This window comes from Paenibacillus sp. FJAT-27812 (assembly GCF_001273905.1).
Lineage (GTDB): Bacteria > Bacillota > Bacilli > Paenibacillales > Paenibacillaceae > Pristimantibacillus.
On record NZ_LIGH01000001.1, the window covers coordinates 6,907,086 to 6,927,176 of the forward strand.

Consider the following 20,091-nt stretch of genomic DNA (forward strand, 5'->3'; position numbering starts at 1 on the left):
GCGCCTCTCCCTTATCTATCTATTTTCTTTAATTGTACCATTTCATGAGCTTAATCGGCTATGCGCGCTTAACTATTTGACAATTGGCAGGTTTTTAGCACCAAAAAAAGAGACCTTCCTGCGCCTCAACACGCTGGAGAGTCTCCACTTTAAAATTCAATTATGATGGTTTGCTTAGCTCTCTGCGCACAACCGGTGCAACCTTGGTAGCGAGCAGCTCAATCGAAGCCGCCACCTTAGAGAAGGGGATTCCGCCGATATCGAACTGGGCCATAAACCGGCTATGCCCAAACAGCTCATGCTGTGCCAAAATTTTCTCGATGATCAAATCCGGGCTTCCTACCGCCAGCGCGTTCACTGGATTCGCCAGCTGCTCGAACTGCCCGCGCGCAAGCTTCTCGCCTCTTGCATTGCCACCCATGAACTGGGCTACATAGCTTGCGTAATAGGGATAATACTCATCCTTCGCCTGCTGCGTCGACTCGGCAATATAACCGTGGCTTGTGATCGCGACCTTTAGATCTTCCTTGTGATGGCCAGCTCGTATGCCCGCTTCCCGGTATACATCCACTAATGGTTTGAAATGGGCAGGATCACCGCCGAGGATGGCAAGAGCCATGCCAACTCCTAGTTTGCCCGCCAGCTCCGCGCTCTGCGGCGTACCGCCGACGCCGACCCATACCGGCAGACCCGGCTGCAGCGGACGAGGCGCGATTTCAGCATTTTGCAGCGCGGTGCGAAAGCGGCCGTTCCAAGTCATTCTGTCGCTATCGTTCAGCTTAAGCAGCAGATTGATTTTTTCATAAAAAAGCTCCTTGTAATCCGCTAGCTCGTAACCGAACAAGGGGAAGGATTCCACGTAAGCCCCGCGTCCTGCAATGATTTCCGCTCGCCCGTCAGACAACAAATCCAAGGTCGAGAAGTCCTCGAATACCCTTACCGGATCTGAGGTTCCAAGCACCGTCGTCGCACTCGTTAACCGGATTTTCTTCGTTGCTTGCGCAATGGCTGCGAGTACAACGGGCGGAGAGGTAACCGCAAAATCCAAGCGATGATGCTCGCCTACCCCAAACACATCAATGCCCGCTTCATCCGCCAGCTTTGCTGCCGCTACGATTTCCTTCATGCGATCTCTCGCGCTGAGCGTTTGCCCTGTCAGAGGGTCTGAGCTAATATCACCTAACGTATAAATGCCAAACTCAAATGCGCCTGCCTGCTCCTTCGCAGGAGGAGCTTCCTGCTGGATTTCCTCTTTGATGTCAAACACCGCTTTCCATGCTTTATAGATCAAAAGACAGAGAACGTCTTCTTTTGCCGTACCTAGTTACTTTACGTAAGTAATGATACATAAGTTATTAAGATGCGTCAAGTTAGCAAGCATGATGCCTGTTTTATATCGCTTACAATGTACAAAAGAACCTTCATAACCACAGCATTTGTGATCGGAAGGTTCTTACTATTTAAGTCGCTATAATGAGAAATCCCCAAGGCGCCAGCTCTAGCTTTTGTCCGTTTCTAACAATGCTTCCTGTCAGCAGCTCCGTGCCGGAATGGTGCTTATAGTCAAATGCAGCAGCCTCGTTCGAGTAGTTGAAATAATAACGTATTTGCCTGCCGCTGGCATTCAAACCTGTTTTCACGATGATTGGAAAAACAAGCTCCTGCTCCGCTCCCCAAAGGCCTGCGTCCTGCAAAGCACCGCTAATCACGCGCCTCACAACTGCGGCGCTTGGCAAGCAGCCGATATAGGTTGCCGTTCCGCTGCCGTAATGATTTCTCGTAATTGCCGCATATTGTCCCCACTGCGAATGATCGTAATAAGCTAGCACTTCAGCGGTTGTAGGCGTAATAAGCTCCATCCACGTTTCAACCTCGCTTGCCTCCGTGCTCTCCTCGATCAACGGGCCTTTCAAGCCAACGTGATTTGGCGTTACGAACATGCTATAGGATATGCCGCATGCTGCTTGTATGATACCGGGCTGCTGTGAAGTACGAACCTTTACGACCTCGTCGGCGAAGCCGGTTTTGAACGTATAGACAACATGACCGCCGCTATGAACAAATTCATTTAACCGCTCCAAACTCTCTGAAGGGGCAGCGTAAAGCGCCGGAACGACAACCAGCTTGTATTTTTCCAAATGAGAACAGGAAGGCTGAATAAAATCGACCTCGACGTTAAGCTTGTACAATTCGTCATAGAGGGCGCGAACGACATCATTATACGTTTTACCGCCAGGCAGCTTAAACCATTCCATTGCGGATAAGGCCTCATTGCTGACCATTACGGCGACTCGATTGTTTTTGCGCAAGCTGGCAAGCTCCGTGCTTAGCCTAGCAAAATCCGCACCGATTGTCTTGGCTTCGTCATAGACAGGGTTTGGCTGAAAATCATGGCTCAGCAGCCCTTTCCAATACGTTTCGTATGAATTGTGGATCGAATGCCAGTGCCAATACGCAACCATATTCGCGCCGGAAGCGAGATGGCTGAACGCCTGCAGCCGCAATTGCCCCGGGTAAGGCGTCCAATGCGGGAAAGCCTGCGCCTGCGTTTCGAGCACCAAGTAATTGCTATGTTTGAGCGAACGTGTCATGTCGCCGCCAAACGAGATTTCGATGCCGGTTAAATCATCCTGCGAGGGATGATAAATATCGACGCCGGCAATATCGAAAGGCTCCGAAGCAGCAAAGTGATCAACGGACGGCTGGACGCCGAACGAATGGCCGTGCGATGCGAATTCGAAATCAAAGTTTTGGGTGACGAATTGTCCGGGTTGCTTATACTCGTTCACGATAGCGACCTGCCATGCCAGAAACTCGTTCACTAGCTTCCGCTGGAACTTCGCGAACTCCGAGCCTAAGCTGCCATTGATTGTACCGACAACGGAAGGGAACTCCTCCCAGCTATTGATGCGGTTGCTCCAATAATCAAGCCCGAACAGCCGATTGACGGCGTCCAATGTTTCATAGGTCTCCCTCATGTAATTGACGAACTGAAGCTGTACGTTAGGCCCCGCCGTATCATAGTGCTTCGTCTCATTATCCGTCTGATAGCCGATGACGGCCGGATGTGTGCTTACGCGGCTAATGAGCTTTCTTATGATTCGCTCTGAATAGAAGAGATAGGAAGGATTCGTAATGTCCATAATTTGCCGAGCGCCGTATTTGCCTGGCCCCTGAGGGGTTACGGCAAGCACATCCGGGTGCTCCTTGACCATCCATGCAGGCACGGCGTAGGTTGGCGTTCCAACAATAACCGCGATACCCGCCTCGTGCATCGCATCCAGCACTTTGTCCACGGAAGAAAAGTCGAACACGCCGTTTTGCGGTTCATGCGTGCTCCAGGTCGATTCCGCGATTCGAACGACGTTAATGCCCGCTTCCTTCATCATTCGAATATCTGCATCCAATCGTTCATAAGGCATATATTCGTCATAATAGGCGACGCCATATAACAGCTTATTCATCCTTTGACAGCCCCCTCGGCAATTCCATGCATAATAAACTTTTGGAAGAACGAGTAAATAATAATGACCGGAATCGCGGTCAGCACGAGCGCCGCCAAAATAAGCGACCATTCCTTGTTATACTCTCCAAACAGCGTATTCGTAGACAAGATAAGCGTATAATTGCCTACGTCCGTCAGCATGAGCAGCGGGAGCAGGAAATCGTTCCAGATCCAAAGGAAATCCAGAATCGCTATCGTTACCGTAATCGGCACCAGCAGCGGGAAAATAATTTTAAAGAACGTTTGGTATTCATTGCAGCCGTCAATTTGCGCCGCCTCCTCCAGCTCCTTCGGAATGGACTTCACGAAGCCGTGGTACAGAAAGATCGCCATATTGACGCCGAGTCCAATATATATGATTGCAAGACCATACGTACTGCCTTGAACGGACAACGCTTTGGCCATTCTAGTCAACGGAATCATAATCGAATGAAACGGCACGAGCATCGATGCGATAAACAGGAAGAAGATCAGATTGCTGATCTTACCGCTCGTACGGGACAGCTTATAACCAGCAAGCGAAGCACAAAAGACGATTCCTCCGATGCCTAGCACCGAAATAATGATCGAGTTAACCGTGCTGCCCAGCAAATTGATTTGTTGAAAAGCATTTACGTAGTTATCGAATTGAATTTTCGATGGCAAAGAGACAAAAGATTCGAACATCTCGCCTTGCGTCTTGAACGAGTTGATGACGGCCAAGTAGATGGGGAAGAACGAGATCGCTGCCCCAATCGACAGAATAATAGTAATAAGGAGGGAGGTTGATTTTTTCTGGCTCATGCTTCCACCTCTCTTTTCTTCATGACTCGAATTTGAATAAATGTGAATATTAAAATAATGATGAATAGAATGACCGATTTTGCGCTGGCATAACCATATCGGAAGTTGTTGGAGAAGGCTTCCTCGTAGATGTTCATCGTGATAACCTGCGTGCTCCGTCCCGGGCCTCCGCCAGTCAAGCCGTAGACGACCTCGAACACTTTAAACGCACCGTTTAGCGTGAGGAAAAAACAGATCGTAATCGCATGTGAAATCATCGGCAGCGTCACGTTGCGGAACGTTTGGAAAGCGGTAGCACCGTCGATGACAGCTGCTTCCTTCAAGCTTTGAGGCACGCCTTGCAGCCCAGCCAAATAAATAATCATCATGTAGCCTACACCGTTCCATAGCGAGACGGTTAGAATCGAGAAGAAGCTTATCTTTGGATCGCCGATCCAAGCTTGGTCCAGAAACGTAAACGCTGTCTTCTCAGCGAGCTGAGGCAGCACCTGCGCGAATACGAACGTCCACATGAACGCGCTGATGATCGTGCTTATCATGTTCGGCATAAAGAAGATCGTACGGAAGAAGCCTTTGCTTTTGCGGCGCGATTCAATGAATACGGCTAGCAGCAACGCGAAAACATTTTGCAGCACAACCATGAACAGCACATACTTTAAGGTGAACAATAACGAACCGACAAAATCCGGATCGTCTCTAAGCGCTTCGACAAAGTTGCCAAAACCGATAAAATCATAGCTTCGATTCAAGCCGTTCCAATCGGTGAAGCTGTAGAACATTCCGCCGATTGTCGGAATCAGCAGGAAGACGGCATATAAAATAAACGCGGGCGCGACAAACGTAAATAACGAGATGTATTTTTTGTAGCTCTTGATCGGCACAGTATCCGCCCCTCTCCTATGTGTCTGTACTAAAAACGGGATGAAGCGAAGCAGGATTCTCCTTGTCTCCCCTTCATCCCGAGATTGATTCGTATTACTTATTTACTTTGTTGTACGATTTCCAAGCTTTATCAAGCGCCTTGAGCACGTCATCCTGAGACAATTGGCCGGCATAGTAAGCTTGCAGACCTTTGCCCACCTCATCCTTCACGGATTGAGGAATATGAGGGTCTTGATAGGATTTGCCTTCTTTGACATAAGCCGTCGCATCGTTTACCCATGGGTAGCTGTCATACGTATGAATGGTAGAAATCGGATTGAATTTAAGCGCTTGGAAGAATGCGTTTGAAGCTGTGTCATCCAAAATATAGTTGATAAAATCTTGCGCAACTTCTTTGTTTTTAGTCGTTTTGGAAACGGCAAGCGATGTAGAAGCGCCAAGGTTAATGAGAGTCGCATCCGGGTTATCGTTGATAGGCAGCGGTGCCACTCCAAAATCCATATCCGGATTCGATTTAAGAATCGTTTCTGCATACCACGGACCTTGCAGCCACATTGCGCCTTTGCCTGAAGCAAACGCCGCCGCGCCATCATCGCCGCCAACTTCCGTCGCTTTATCCGTTCCGTTTGCATTAATCAGATCAAAGATGTCAAACATCGCTTTTAGTTCGGTAAAAGAGCCTTCATCCTTATTCATCCGATCAATGAAATCAGGTTTTTCCGTTTGGATAAGGGCGCCTGCCGCTAGCGGCAGCACAAGCTGCGGAATCCAAGCTTCTTTGTAAGAAAGCACGAATGGCGTTACTTTATTCGCTTTCAGCTTCTCGACAACCGCTTTCATTTCCGTCAATGTTTTAGGAGGCGTCAGCCCAAGATCGGCAAATATCTTCTTGTTGTACAAGTAGCCCCATGACAATGTTTCCAAAGGAACGGCTACTACCTTGCCGTCCGTCGTTGTAACGGCAGGCTTCACGCTTTCAAGCAGCTTGCCAACGAAAGGCTGGTCGGACAAATCCTCTAAGTAGCCCGCTTTGTAGTAGGAAGGAATTTCGTTGATGGCATGAAGCGCGAAAATATCAGGCGCATCGTTGGAAGCAAGGCGCGTTTTCAAAATTTGCGCCGCGTTATCGGATGTCGGCATTTCGAGCTGCACCGTAACGTCGATATTTTTCTCTGCTTTTTCCTTCGCCACAAAATCCGCAATATATTTATCGAAATGCTCTTTAAACCGCGGAAGTGCAATAAACATTTTAAGCTTCACGCTTTTTGCCTCACCGCCGCCGCTTGCTGCGCCATCTGTGCTGCCGGCATTGTTTGCATTGTTTCCGCAGCCAGCCAGCAGCGTCATTGCAAGCGCTGTAACGAGTAAACCTTTAACTATTTTTTTCATCTAATTTGACCTCCCAGAAGCTTGTTTTGTTTACGCTTTCATTGTATCTAAAAAATGAAAGCGTTTAATTGGACAGAATTAGACTCTTTCGTTGGACATTTTTAAACCTCGCTGCTCTTCCTCATCTCACCTGGCGCAATGCCGAAATGTTTCTTGAATACGCGGTAAAAATAGGTGATATCCTCATAGCCCGCCATTTCCGCAATCGCTTTAATGGGAATGCTCTCATCCTGCAGCCACTCCTTCGCCTTCACCATGCGCAGGTGCAGCATATAATCGGTAACGTTGCGTCCGAACTCCTGCTTGAACATTTTGCTCAAATACTCCTTGCTCACGAAAAAAACTCTTGCGAGCTGCTCCAGCGTAACCGGCTCCGAATAATGCTTCTCCATATAATGCCTGACTTCATCCAAATTTAATTTGTTTTTAAACTTCCGTTGGTGAATAAGCTGCCCAAGCGTAGTCAAATAATGATGGGTAAGAAAAGCAGACGTATTCGCACCCGACTCTACGACCTCCTGCCCGTACGGCGCATGCAGCGCGTCGCTGTCCTGCGAATTCGCGTTCATCAATTCCTTAAGCAGCAGGAGCAGCTCCTGTACGACCTGCTCCAGCATAACCGCTTTCGTATTTCCGCTGCGCTCGAGTTCCTCCATCATTTGAGCAATCGTTGCCTGGACGCCATCTGTATTCAGTTCGTTAAAATGCGATTTTAAAAGCTGCTTATACGATGCCAGCGAATATGAGATATCAAGATCGAGCGATAAGGGCCCACGCTCCATAAGGGCAGCCTCAAGCCCGCTTTTGCAATTTTGCAGCGCCGTATTCAGCTCTTTCGGATCAACTGGCTTAAGCAGGTAATCGATCGCTTTAAACCGAATAGCATGTTTCGCATATTGAAAATCATCATAGCCGCTAACGACGATCGTCTTGATCGCCGGAAATTGATCATTAAGCATCTGCAAGAGAGCTGCCCCATCCGTTCCGGGCATGCGCATATCGGTAATGACAATATGAGGCTGCAATTGCTCCGTCATACGAAGCGCTTCCTTGCCGTCCTCTGCTTCTCCTACGATTTCCATGCCAAGGCTTTCCCATTCGCCGAATGCCTTAATGATGTCTCTTGTCCAGCTCTCATCATCCACAATTAATACTTTAAGCATGCTGCTCTCCCCCTGCTTTGTTTGGAATAGTGACGGTGACCGTCGTTCCCGCTCCTAACTCGCTTTCAACCGTAATCCCGTAGTCCGGGCCAAAATGCATCTGAATGCGGGACGCAACGTTTTGAATGCCGATGCGATTGCCGTGCGTCCATACTTGCCCGCTATGATGGTGAAGCCGCTTTTGCAGGTCGGCAAGCTTGTCCTCGCGTATGCCAACGCCATTGTCTCGGATTCGAATTCGGACCCCCGCATGCTCGCGCACCACGCTCACGCTGAGCTCCCAATTGCCTGATTTATTTTCTAGCCCGTGGAAAAAAGCATTTTCAACGATCGGCTGTAGCGTCAGCTTCGGAATCGGAGAAAGCATCGCCGTCTCGTCCATCTCCGTATGATAGGTTAGCTTGGATGAAAACCGCTGCTTCTGGATGAGCATATAATTGTTCAAATGCTCGATTTCCGCTTTTAAGGATGCGAGATCATTGGGATCACGAATGACGTACCGGAACATATCGCTGAGCGATCGAATGATTTCATAGCTCTCGGCGGGCTTCTTCGTAAAGAGCATGCTGCCGATCATTTGAAGCGTGTTTTGCAAAAAATGCGGATTGATTTGCGCTTGAAGCGCCTTAAGCTCAGCGGTCTTCTTCTCCAGATTGATGCTGTATTCGGTTTTAATATGCTCTCTTATTCGGTAGGACATGTTGTAAAGCTTCGTTTCGAGCAAGCCGATCTCATCCACGCGGTTGCTTTGGGGCAGCTCCGTCTCCTTGATGATGCCAAGGCCCTGCATCGATCTTGCCAGCGTGACAATCGGCGTGGCCGTCCGCCAAGCTAACAACACAGCGATCAAAATCGAAAGCAAGATTGAAATCGCGCCGACGATAAGGCCAAATTGCATCGTCGATTGCGCGCTTTTGTTAATAAAGCTGGTCGGAATGATCGTAATCAGCTTCAAGCCGACGGGATCAATCGTGTTATAGAAGACGTACTCTTTTGGCATGCGGAAATAGCCTTGAGCCGCTTTGGTCTCCTTGATCCGCAGCATAATGTCGTCTGACGGGCGCTCGCCAAAACGCTGGTAAAGCACATTCCCGTCATCGCCCGCGATGAGCACCTGATGCTCCTCGCCGCGGCCGATCAAGTCCAGCGTCTGATCAAGCATCGACCATCTGATCTTAAGCGAAATGCCGCCTAGCTTCTCACGGTTCTCAAAACGGTTAATGCTCCTTATAAGCTGAAAGTGGCCTTCGTCCCCGCTATTGGATTGGATAAGAAAATCCTTGTCTTCCTCGAACAGCTCCTTATACGGGGATGGGATATCTGGCGAGGTCTCCAAGTCATATTGGTTCCCGCTTATGGTAAACAACTTTCTCGGTTCTTTCAAAAACAACTCAACACCAATCACATGATTGCCTGCGGAATAAAATAAATTGCTCAGCGTATCCATTATGTTTTTTTGGGCGGCAAATTGGTTAATGAGCAGCGAACCTTCCGTGCTCGCCAAATAGTCACTAAGATGAGGGCTGATGAGCACGGAATAAACGAGATTGTTTAATTGCGAGAACTGCTCCCCCAAATAAACGCCCGTCCACTTCATATTGGATAAATTCGTTCCGATTACTTCCGCTTCCATCGACTTTCGGGTGTTTTCGGCTGCCAAAGCGGTAACCGCTATAATCGGAATAACGGACAAAAAAATCATCGTAAAAATCAATTTATTCCGAATACTGCGCCGGAAGGGGTCAGTCAGTAAACGGATCAGCTTGGCCAACATATGCTCTGCGCCTCCCGCTTCTATTCTAGCTTTTGTGTGCAAAAAACTAACGCCCCATCGATTGCTGGCGTTAGTTTATATGCTTTCATCATCCGCATGGAATGATGATCGTATGAAAGGATTGCGGTGCAGCTATATGGGTGCACGTCACTGTGATCATGAGATTAGCATTTCCATTATCGGTTTACTCTATAGGTTTATTGGTCAATAGCTCGGTTTCGGGCTTGGACACCATTGTATCCGTTTCTGTATCATCACCGCAAACCCAGCTTCTTGTAAGCGTTTTTATCATTATATCCTGTAAATGAAAGCGTTTAATTGGACAATCTTAGACTCTATGGTTGGACAATATTAAACTAAATCCAAATAATGTTAAAACTATATTTTAGGAAGACAAACAAAATTGCGAATAAAGGCTCATACACTTAATCAATCCATTTATGCATAGCAACAAGAATCCTAGTTTGCGAAGGGGGTGAATTCAATACCTCTGGTCGTCCGAGCAACATTAAATGCAACCGGCGCCATTACGTTTACAGGAAATACGCTGGGCCTCAGCCGTTCAGAAGTCGCGGGGGTACCTGGCACATCCGATAGCATTGGCGCTTTCATTACGACGAATTCGGCCGCGCAATACGGCACATATCCGCTTGGAACAACAAGCAACTATTTGGAGAACAGCTCAGCTGCCATTCTTGTCCTTCCCACAGGAAGCACCGTTCTTTATGCTGAGCTTATTTGGGGCGGAACCTATGTTAATGGAACTGTCAATTTAACCGCGGCCATTAATAATCCCGTTACCTTTAGAACACCGCTCAATACCTTTAGCGTGACGCCCGATGCGGCAACGAGCAATACGTTTGACCTTGGAGGCGGCGCACTAGGTTATGTAAGGTCGGCGAATGTCACCGCATTCGTGCAGGCCGGCGGCGCGGGGACATATTCGACTGGCTCTGTCGTCGGGACGATTATTATCCCAGGCGATTCCACCGCCAATCATGCCGGCTGGACGCTAGCCGTCATCTATCAGAACCCTTCTCTGCCCTTTCGCAATATGTCTCTTCGCGCTGGAGCCATTCTTGTGCAAAGCGCATCAGGGCCCGTCAATACGACGATTACCGGTTTTGCAACGCCGATCTCGGGTGCCTTAGGCGGGAGAGCCTTGTTCAGCGCGCAGGAAGGGGACGCCAACCGAACAGGGGATCAAGCGCTGTTTGGCCCAACTGCAGCGAGTTTAGTCGCATTATCGGGAACAAACAATTTCGCGAACAATTTTTTTGCCTCGCAAATCAACAACGATTCAGGCGCCTTAAACACGACTGGAACCTTTGGCAACCGCAATCAAACGAACGGTGCCCCTGGCACAAACATTATCGGAGGACGTCAAGGCTGGGATATTACCAATGTCGACGTTTCGGCAAGACTTACGAATAACCAAAGCTCGGCCGTGTTGTCGCTAACAACCTCCGGGGATGCTTATGTGCTGAACGCTAACGCGATTCAAGTTGATATCAATGCACCTATTATCAGCGTTGTGCTCAGCGATAACGTAACGGGGCCCACGATCGGAGACATCATCACCTACACCGTTACGGTGAGCAATTCAGGAACGGCGAACGCAGCAAGCGTTGTCTTAACCGATACACTGTCCTCGAACGTCTCTTTCGTGGCGGGCAGCGTTACCGTAGGCGGCGTTGCTAAACCGACCTTCGACATAAGAACCGGAGCGCCGCTAGGCTCACTGAATCTTGCGACCTCCATCACGGTTACTTATCAAGTTGTCGTAACCTCCTTGCCCAGCTCTGCACAAATTTCAAGCACGGCCAATGCGGCGTTTACATTCCAAAGTGTCGCAGGAGGATCGGTCATTACAGGTGTCATTCCATCAAACACCGTAACCGTCCCCGTATTTGCTCCGAATTTATCGATCGTCAAAAGCGCGAATACGCAAAATGCAACCGTTGGCGATCAGGTCACTTATACGATGCTTGTTGCCAATACAGGCAGCTCGGCGGCAACGCTCACCTTAACCGACAACATACCGGCGGGCACGTCCTTTATTGCGAATAGCTTTCGTGTAAATGGCGTTGTGGTGGCAGGTGCTAACCCAGCCGCCGGAGTCGCAATCGGCTCCGTCGCGGCAGGCGGATCATCAACGGTTACGTTCCAAGTGCAGGTCAATTCGCTTCCATCGCCTCCGCAGCTTGTGAATCAGGCATCCGCGACCTATACGTATCAGATTCCTGATGGGAGAATCTTCCCAGGCTCATTTGTTTCCAATACCGTTACGATTCCGGTCAGGCTTCCAAGCGTAACCGCCGTTAAGACGGCTAACCTAACAGACATCGCCGTAGGAGAAACGCTTACTTATACGATTGTAGTTACAAATAGCGGAATCGCGGCCGTTACCAATGTCACGTTGACTGATGCCATACCCGCAGGCGCGGAATTTGTTTCTGGCAGCGTAGTGGTCGCTGGCGCTTCAAGGCCTACGGCCAGTCCGGCCAGCGGCATCAGTATTGGGACTATCGCGCCAAGCGGCTCTGTAACCGTCACTTTCGCGATCCGCGCGCTCTCCGTACCAAGCTCTGGCTCGTTTGTCAATCAAGCGTCCGTCTCATACAGCTCGGGAGCATTCTCTGGCCTCTCTCTGTCTGGAATCGTGACAACGCCCGTCTATCAGCCGATCATAAGCATCGTCAAGAGCGGCTTGCCAACAAGCGCAACCGTAGGGGGACCCGTTACCTATTCGTTCACGGTGAGGAATACCGGAAATATTGCCGCGCAAGCCACATTAACAGACAATATACCAAACGGCTCATCGTTCATAGCAGGCAGCGTAACCGTGAACGGAACGGCCCGTCCGAGCGACAGTCCGGTTACAGGCATTTCGCTAGGCTCCATACCCTCGTCCGGATCGTCGACCGTTTCCTTCAAAATTATTCTTAATACGCTGCCGTCCCCGCCAACGCTGGTCAATCAAGCTGTTGCCAGCTACACGTATCTATTGCCAAGCGGGCGAGCTTTGGCCGGCAGCAGCAGCTCGAATACGGTTACCCTTTCAGCACAAGCACCAAACGTATCCATAACCAAATCCGCTAACGCTACCGCAGCGGCAATCGGCGATATCATTACCTTCACGCTTGCCGTTACAAATAACAGCATCGTATCCGTAACCAACGTCAACATTTCGGATTCGCTGCCAAACGGAACCACCTTCGTGGCAGGCAGCACAACCATTAACGGGGTCCCAACAGCCGCAAACCCGAACGTCGGGATTGCTGTCGGTACACTCAATGCTTCTGCCGTCATTACGATTGTTTTTCAAGTTCAGGTAACCTCCCTGCCAAGTCCGGCCGTTATTGCCAACGTGGCAGGCGTCAGCTATACATCAGGCGCCTTTACCGGTTCTTCGCTTTCCAATACGATCAACATCCCTGCTTTTCAGCCTGTGATAGGACTTGTGAAATCCGCAAGCACGAAAAGCGCAACCGAAGGCGATACTTACACTTACACGATAAGAGCGAGCAACACAGGCAATACAACCGCGAATGTGACGATAACGGATAATATCCCTGCCGGTGCAACCTTCGCCGCAAACAGCGTGCTGATTAATGCCGTTCCCTTCCCGGGGTTAAGCCCCGTTACAGGCATTCCAATCGGTGCTTTGCAGCCCGGCACAACAACCGAGATCAGCTTTGTCGTTACCGTAACATCGCTGCCTTCGCCGCAGGTTCTGGTTAACCAAGCAGTTTCGCAATATAACTATTCACTCCCGGATGGCCGCCAGTTGAATGGAGCTTCTACATCCAATACAGTCTCGATACCCGTATCGCCGCCAAACGTAACCATAGTCAAATCATTAACGACTACCGCCGTCGTTGTTGGCGATACATTCGCCTATACCTCCGTCGTAACCAACAATGGCATCGCTCCCGTAAACAATGTCGTCATTAACGATCCCTTATCCGGTAATATTGCATTTATCAACAACAGCGTTATTGTGAACGGCACGCCCCGGGCGGATTCGAACCCATCCTCCGGCATTCCAATCGGTACCCTCGCCCCAGGCGTCTCGGCTACCGTAACATTTGAGGTGAGAGTGACGATGGCAGTACCATCCCAAATTACGAACCAATCAACAGTCAGCTTCACATCAGGTGTGTTCTCGGCTTCCTCCTCGTCGAATACGACAACGACACCCGTAACGCAGCCGCAGATCGCCCTGCTGTTAAGCGCAAATACGAGCAATGCAACAGTAGGTGATACCGTTACCTATACGGTGCTCGTGAGCAATGCCGGGAATCTGGCAGGCCAGCTTACGCTAAGTGATCCCCTTCCGCTTGGAACAACCTTTGCGCCAAACAGCGTCGTCGTTGGAGGCGTGCCGCATCCTGGCGAATCGCCGGTTACCGGCATCAGCGTAGGCTCCGTTCCGCCGGGCGCTTCAATACCCGTCACTTACTCGGTAATCGTCACATCGCTTCCGAATCCGCAATTTCTCGTCAATCAAGCTTTTGCCTCTTATACGTTTACGCCGCCGGATGGAAGGTTGTTAAGCGGATCCGCGCAATCCAATACCTTGTCCATCTCGGTCTCAGCCCCTAACGTTGCCGTGGTCAAAAGCACAACCGCAGTTGATGCCGCGCTAGGCGAAATCATTACGTATTCGGTAGGCGTTACCAATAGCGGAATCGAGCCGATAAATAACGTCGTCTTAACCGACCCTGTCCCAGATGGCGCGGCATTCGTTGCCGGCAGCGTGACGGTTAACGGCACGCCAGCCCCAGGCGTCCCAGCTGGCGGCATTCCCCTCGGCACCATTGCACCGTCGAGCACGGTTACCGTCACGTTCAAATTAAGCGTAATCGCCATACCTGCATCCGGACAAATCGGCAATCAGGCCAGCGTCACCTTTACTTCAGGCGCATTTTCCGGCATGACGACGTCTAACGTCGTGAATACACCGGTATATCAGCCAATCATTTCGCTTGTGAAGAGTGCCAATACCATCAATGCAACATTAGGCGACACCGTTAGCTACCGAATCGATGTCAGTAACACAGGAAATTATGCTGGAAGCGTAGTATTGACGGACAATATTCCTGCCGGCGCAATCTTCCAGCCTAACAGCGTCCTCGTAGGCGGATTGCCTCAGCCCGGCACAGACCCTGTGACAGGCATCACGATTAACTCGGTTGCCCCAAATACAACCGTTACCGTCATCTTCTCCGTCATCATTGATTCGCTGCCGAATCCGCAGCAGCTTTCCAACCAAGCAGCGGCAGCCTTCTCGTTTGTCCTGCCGAGCGGCCGTCCGCTTAACGGAAGCGCAAGCTCCAACACGGTCGTTATTTCCGTATCTGCCCCAAACGTCAGCGTAGTTAAGAGCACAGCTTCAACAGCTGCAGCTGTCGGAGACATCGTTACGTATTCCATATCGATCCTTAACAGCGGAATCGCAGCCGTTAACAATGTCATCTTTACCGACCCTTTGCCGGTTGGCACTGCACTCGTAGCAGGGAGCGTGCTCGTAGACGGGGCAGCAAGGCCAGCCGCAAATCCCGCCGCCGGAGTAGCGATCGGCACGATTGCCCAAGGGCAAACCGTTGTCGTTTCGTTTAACGTGACCGTGACCTCGCTGCCCGCTTCCGGACAGCTCAGCAACCGCTCGTCTGTCAGCTTTACTTCCGGCGTGTTCTCAGGCGTCACTTTCTCCAATACGGTAATCGTTCCCGTCTATCAGCCTATTCTGACAGGCATCAAGACCGGCAGCACAAGCAACGCTACCATTGGCGACACGATCGTTTATACGATAGCTGTGCAGAACGCTGGAAACTATCCGGGCAACGTTACCGTAACCGATACGATTCCAGCCGGAACAAGCCTCGTCCAGAACAGCGTCATCGTCAACGGCCAGCTCGTGCCCGGCGCAGATCCGGCAGCAGGAATTTCGCTTGGCAGTGTGACAACTGCCGCAACCGTCACGTTTTCCGTAGTCATCAATACATTGCCGCCTACCCAGCAGCTTGCCAACCAAGCATCTGCAACGTACAGCTTCACTCTGCCTGATACTCGCACCTTGAACGGTTCTTTTGTAACGAATACGCTATCGATTCCGGTATCCGCTCCTAACGTCGTTGTCGTGAAGAGCACAACGGTTATCGATGCCGTCGTTGGCGATACTCTCACGTATCGTTTATCCGTTACGAATAGCGGTATTGAAAATATAAACAATGTGCGCGTAATCGATCAGATTCCCGCTGGCGCAGCCTTCCAAACCGGCAGCGTGGTCGTCGACGGCGTGCCTGTACCATCAGCCGACCCTACATTAGGCATACTCCTTGGTACAATAGCGCCCGGCATAACCATTTTGGTCGATTTCAGCATACTCGTTACGTCATTGCCGAGCCCTGCTTCATTAAGTAATGCAGGGACCGTAAGCTTTACCTCCGGCGCTTTTTCTGGAAACACGTTTTCCAACACTGTCGTCACGCCGGTTTACCAGCCGCAGATTTCGCTTGGCAAATCGGCTGATACCGCAAACGCGACTGTCGGCGATACCGTCACCTATTCATTAACCATCAAAAATACGGGCAACATTGCCGCCGATGCTTCGGTATTAGATACGATTCCTACCGGAGCCGCATTCGTGCCAAACAGCGTGCTGGTCAACGGCGTGCCTCAGCCGGGGGCGAATCCGGCGACTGGCGTATCCGTCGGTACCGTCCAACCGGGAGCATCCGTCAGCGTTCTCATTACGCTTCAGGTTACCGTCGATGCGCTTCCGTCACCGCAGCTGCTCGTCAATCAAGCGACAGCCAATTACTCCTATTCGCCGCCGGATGGCCGTTTGCTGACAGGCACCGTTTTGTCCAATGTTTTGTCTATCCCTGTTTCCTCGCCAAATGTGACGGTCGTAAAGAGCGCCTCCTCCGTTGATGCTGTCGTAGGCGATACGATTACGTATACTATGCTCGTGACTAACAACGGAATTGCAGCCGTCAGCAACGTTGTCCTCATCGATCCTGTACCTGCTGGAACGACGTTTACTGCCGGCAGTGTCATTGTTAATGGCACATCACGGCCTTCGGCGAATCCGAATAACGGCATCACGATCGGCACTATTGCTCCGGGTGCCAGCTCAACGGTTACTTTCCAAGTGCTGGTTGTCTCGATATGAGCCTGACTTCAAGCAATAATCCCATTGTGCAGAACCAATCGCTCGTTCAATTTGCTTCTGGAAGCGCAGCGTTTGTCACTTACTCCAATACGGTTAATACCGCATTGGTAGGCACTCGCGTCGAAATCAACAAAAGCGCGTTTGAAAGCGAGGTCTCATTAGGAAGCACGATAACGTACAAACTTATCGCCACGAACACTGGCAATGTAGCCGGCTATGTTACCCTTACCGACAAGCTGCCTGAGGGAACATCCTTTGTTGCAAACAGCTTGCTGCTAAACGGAACGCCGCTTCCCGGCTCTACGCCGGAATCCGGCATAACCATTGGCAGCCTGGAGCCTCAGGCTAGTGCCCAAATCGTTTTCCAGCTCATCGTCATCTCGCTGCCCAGCAGCCTGCAGCTTGTTAATCAAGCGCGCGCCGATTCCGTCTTCCAGACTGCCGAGGGAAGAAGGGTTACGAGCACCACTTATTCCAACGCCCTTGTGACGCCTGTCAATCCTTTATCTGTATCTGCAAGCCTGCAAGCCAGCACCAGTCACACATTTCCCTCTGACTTTGTTTCGTATTCGTTAACAATCGTCAATGAAGGCAATCTCAGCCTTAGAGATGCTGTCGCCTTCCTTACCCTGCCTGCCGGCGTACTTTTTGTACCCGGCAGCGTAACGGTAGACGACGTGATCTCACCGGAAGCCGACCCAAGATCCGGCATTCCGCTTGGTCTATTGCAGCCCCATTCTACCGTTATGATTACCTATCGCACCCAAACGACCGAGGAAACGCCCTATCAGACTGTCAGCCAAGCAGCGATTCGTTATCTCATTTCCGGCACGCCAAGCTTTGTATTGTCTAATGAGGTAATCGTTACCCTTGTCAAACCTGAGATTATCGTCACTAAGCAGGTGGATCAAGAACTCGCGGTTCCCGGCGACACGTTGCATTACACCATTCAAATTCGGAATGCAGCCCATATAGCGGTCGATGCAAGACTGGAGGATTCCTTGCCCGGCGGGGTGAGGTTTGTTGCGAACAGCCTAAAGCTAAATGGCATTCCAATGCCCAGCGCAAGGCTCGAGGATGGCATCACGCTCGGCACGCTGCTCGGGCAATCACTAAATGTCGTAACGTTTGCCGCTCAAATCCCGCCGCAAATCTCCTCTATTGATCCGATAACGAATGCTGCAAGAGTCATCTACACCTTCCGGCTGTCGGATGGCAGAGTGGTTAGCAACACCTCGCTCTCCAATTCCGCTGCAACGGAAATCGCCGCTCCAATCATCCAAATCAGCGGGCGGGTTGCGCCTGCGGTCGTCGAATATGGCGATGCCATAACCATTCATGCCATTCTCACAAACAACGGGAATTTGGCTGCAGACGTGTCCTTCATAAGCGACTTTCCTTATGGCGTCGATCTTCTACCGAAGACGTACCGCGTAGATGGCGCCAAACGAAATCCAAGCGCTTATGACGGGAACCGAACATGGCTGCTAGGAAGCGTACCGCCGGGATCTAGACTACTAATCGTATATTCGGCCGTCGTAACGGATGCGTATTTGTCAGAAAAAATATTAGGATACGTCATAGCAAGCTATACGTATGAGGCGGATGGCCGAAGCATGAACGGGGAGGCTGTATCCAATCCGCTAGAGGTTGATGTGACCGGGGATGATGAGTAGCATGAAAAGGCGGAACCCATAAGAAACCCGACTGGACAGCGCTGTCCAAGTCGGGTTTTTGTTAAAGATTTTGCCAAAGCTGCTTGACGAGCTTCTTCAAATAGAGAGACTGCAGCCAGCGATCGCTAACTTCGGTTTGCCCTGAACCGGCAACGTCTCTCGTAATCGCATAGGACGGCGGTCCGAGCTCGATCACTACAGGGAATATTTCATTATCCCGCCTTGCTCCCTTTAGCCAATGACGCATGGCGCTTTCCCACCATCTTGCAAAATGGGGCAGCATCGGATGATCGCCTGCTTCTCCGGGATCGATCTGAATTTGCTCGCCATTCGAGATGCGCGTATGGATGCTGCATGCATACGGCAGCAAGCTTTGGAGCATCTGCTCCGCTTCAGGCGATACCGTATGCATCTCACCCGCCAGCACATAATGGGAATAATCAATCGTAAGCTTAAGCAGCGGCAGCGACTCCAAAAACTGCCGCGTCCGAATGAGGTCCTGCGTAATCGTTCCCCGATGCGTCTCGATAAACACCGGAATGCCGGCTTGCCTTGCGAGCGCGTCGATGCCCGAGAGCAGTTCAAGCGCCGAGTCGCCGATTAGAAAAGGCGTCATTACCTGTGCGTTGATATAGTCAATATTTCCGAATGCAGCGGCCTTATCCAAAAAGTCGGACATGTCCTTCAGCGACGCAGGATAAGCGTTCACGCTGAACGATAAGCCGTACTTGTGAAGGAGCTCCTTCCAAAGTCCGCTCTCTTCAGGCGCCGGCACAAAAGCGTTAATGCCGTCGAAGCCGCTCTCCGCAATTAGCTTGAATTTCCCTTCCGTATCTGCCGCATGCCCCGCTGTACCTTCCAGCGCATTCATTCCCCACCAAGACATCTCCACCTGCAATTGATCGTTTATATTCTTCATAAATTAGTGCGGATACGCATTTTCGAATTCAATTCCGCACGGACCTCCGTCTGTATTGATTTCCAAATCGACAGGCGTGCCGTCTTGGCGGAACAACGGGCGATAGTGATTGCTGATATGAGTTGCTGACGCATTCGCATAATGGCATATAAACGCGCGGCGGAATTGATCCTTCGTCTTGTTTCGGTAGGAGCCGTGAATGAGATTCCCGTTAAAAAACAACACGTCACCCTTATCCATAATTACCGGCATCGCCTTCTGGTCCTTTGGCGGCTTGACGTAATGTGTCGTGAAGGATTCGGTGGAATCCGCCATCTCGGGGCAGCTTATCTCGTGCTCGCTTGTCTTTGGAACGACCAGCAAGCCGCCATTTTCCTCATTTGCCGCATCGATTGCCGTCCATGCCGCGATGCAGTTGCCAGGCTCCACCTGCAAATAGAAATTGTCTTGATGCAGCGCTTGGCCGCGTGAGCCCGGCGGCTTGTAATAAAACATGCTTTGGGCTGCCAGCGCTTCCTCGCCGTATAAATCGGCTAAAACATTCATTACCGGCTCATGCAGCAAATATTGCTTGGCCGTGTCATTGAACCTGTGGGGATGCATGACCCGAGGAAACCGTTTTAACGGATCATCCCCAGCCCCAGTCAAATCCGGCTCGAACAAGCCCGGTACAGTCGTATGGCTGATCTCCTCAAACGTATCCTCAATCGTGCGAATGTCCTCTTGCGAGAACAGATCTTTAATCACGATATATCCCTCTGCCACAAATTGATCCACTTGCTCTTGCGTCAATACGTTCAAACGCTTTGTCATCGCT

General features: G+C 50.6%; 11 protein-coding genes. 2 read left to right on the forward strand and 9 right to left on the reverse strand.

The genetic code is table 11. The annotated features are described in order from the left end of the window. Positions 1–160: 160 nt before the first annotated feature. From ADU23_RS29805 to ADU23_RS29835, 7 genes are all read right to left on the reverse strand, one after another. A complete protein-coding gene (locus ADU23_RS29805; protein WP_231637654.1) occupies positions 161–1,258 on the reverse strand; it encodes an LLM class flavin-dependent oxidoreductase in 1,098 nt (365 codons plus the stop codon). A 202-nt stretch (positions 1,259–1,460) separates the two neighbouring features. Continuing rightward, a complete protein-coding gene (locus tag ADU23_RS29810; RefSeq protein WP_053377084.1) occupies positions 1,461–3,464 on the reverse strand; it encodes a beta-galactosidase in 2,004 nt (667 codons plus the stop codon). Beyond that, complete coding sequence (locus ADU23_RS29815; protein WP_053377085.1) at positions 3,461–4,288, reverse strand: carbohydrate ABC transporter permease; 828 nt, start codon at positions 4,286–4,288, stop codon at positions 3,461–3,463. Before ADU23_RS29815 ends, ADU23_RS29810 begins: the two co-directional genes overlap by 4 nt. Continuing rightward, positions 4,285–5,169: a carbohydrate ABC transporter permease gene (locus tag ADU23_RS29820; protein WP_053377086.1), complete on the reverse strand. Its 885-nt coding sequence runs from the start codon at positions 5,167–5,169 to the stop codon at positions 4,285–4,287. Before ADU23_RS29820 ends, ADU23_RS29815 begins: the two co-directional genes overlap by 4 nt. A 94-nt stretch (positions 5,170–5,263) precedes the next feature. After that, positions 5,264–6,559 carry an ABC transporter substrate-binding protein gene (locus tag ADU23_RS29825; protein ID WP_053377087.1) on the reverse strand — a complete coding sequence of 432 codons (1,296 nt, stop codon included), beginning with the start codon at positions 6,557–6,559 and terminating at the stop codon, positions 5,264–5,266. Positions 6,560–6,660: 101 nt separating this feature from the next. Further along, positions 6,661–7,722 (reverse strand): response regulator transcription factor, encoded by a 1,062-nt coding sequence (locus ADU23_RS29830; RefSeq protein WP_053377088.1) that lies wholly within the window; start codon positions 7,720–7,722, stop codon positions 6,661–6,663. Beyond that, a complete protein-coding gene (locus ADU23_RS29835) occupies positions 7,715–9,496 on the reverse strand; it encodes a sensor histidine kinase (RefSeq protein ID WP_053377089.1) in 1,782 nt (593 codons plus the stop codon). The genes ADU23_RS29830 and ADU23_RS29835 overlap by 8 nt, the downstream gene beginning before the upstream one ends. A gap of 475 nt (positions 9,497–9,971) precedes the next feature. Between ADU23_RS29835 and ADU23_RS29840 the strand changes: the two genes are divergently transcribed. Continuing rightward, positions 9,972–16,679 carry a DUF7507 domain-containing protein gene (locus tag ADU23_RS29840; RefSeq protein ID WP_053377090.1) on the forward strand — a complete coding sequence of 2,236 codons (6,708 nt, stop codon included), beginning with the start codon at positions 9,972–9,974 and terminating at the stop codon, positions 16,677–16,679. Next, on the forward strand, positions 16,676–18,355 hold the full coding sequence (locus ADU23_RS29845) for a DUF11 domain-containing protein (RefSeq protein ID WP_053377091.1): 1,680 nt from the start codon (positions 16,676–16,678) through the stop codon (positions 18,353–18,355). The genes ADU23_RS29840 and ADU23_RS29845 overlap by 4 nt, the downstream gene beginning before the upstream one ends. 61 nt (positions 18,356–18,416) lie before the next feature. Here ADU23_RS29845 and ADU23_RS29850 read toward each other — a convergent pair whose 3' ends face one another. Together ADU23_RS29850 and ADU23_RS29855 are read right to left on the reverse strand one after the other, a co-directional pair. Then, complete coding sequence (locus ADU23_RS29850; RefSeq protein WP_053377092.1) at positions 18,417–19,241, reverse strand: sugar phosphate isomerase/epimerase family protein; 825 nt, start codon at positions 19,239–19,241, stop codon at positions 18,417–18,419. Positions 19,242–19,277: 36 nt separating this feature from the next. After that, entirely contained in the window at positions 19,278–20,087 is an 810-nt protein-coding gene (locus tag ADU23_RS29855; protein ID WP_053377093.1) for a phytanoyl-CoA dioxygenase family protein, read from the reverse strand. Between the last annotated feature and the right edge of the window lie 4 nt (positions 20,088–20,091).

Excerpts from the sequence above, each read along its gene's own strand:
- ADU23_RS29825 (WP_053377087.1), bottom strand. The coding sequence starts at position 6,559 with ATGAAAAAAATAGTTAAAGGTTTACTCGTTACAGCGCTTGCAATGACG.
- ADU23_RS29855 (WP_053377093.1), bottom strand. The coding sequence starts at position 20,087 with ATGACAAAGCGTTTGAACGTATTGACGCAAGAGCAAGTGGATCAATTT.
- ADU23_RS29815 (WP_053377085.1), bottom strand. The coding sequence starts at position 4,288 with ATGAGCCAGAAAAAATCAACCTCCCTCCTTATTACTATTATTCTGTCG.
- ADU23_RS29845 (WP_053377091.1), top strand. The coding sequence starts at position 16,676 with ATGAGCCTGACTTCAAGCAATAATCCCATTGTGCAGAACCAATCGCTC.
- ADU23_RS29835 (WP_053377089.1), bottom strand. The coding sequence starts at position 9,496 with ATGTTGGCCAAGCTGATCCGTTTACTGACTGACCCCTTCCGGCGCAGT.
- ADU23_RS29830 (WP_053377088.1), bottom strand. The coding sequence starts at position 7,722 with ATGCTTAAAGTATTAATTGTGGATGATGAGAGCTGGACAAGAGACATC.
- ADU23_RS29810 (WP_053377084.1), bottom strand. The coding sequence starts at position 3,464 with ATGAATAAGCTGTTATATGGCGTCGCCTATTATGACGAATATATGCCT.
- ADU23_RS29850 (WP_053377092.1), bottom strand. The coding sequence starts at position 19,241 with ATGTCTTGGTGGGGAATGAATGCGCTGGAAGGTACAGCGGGGCATGCG.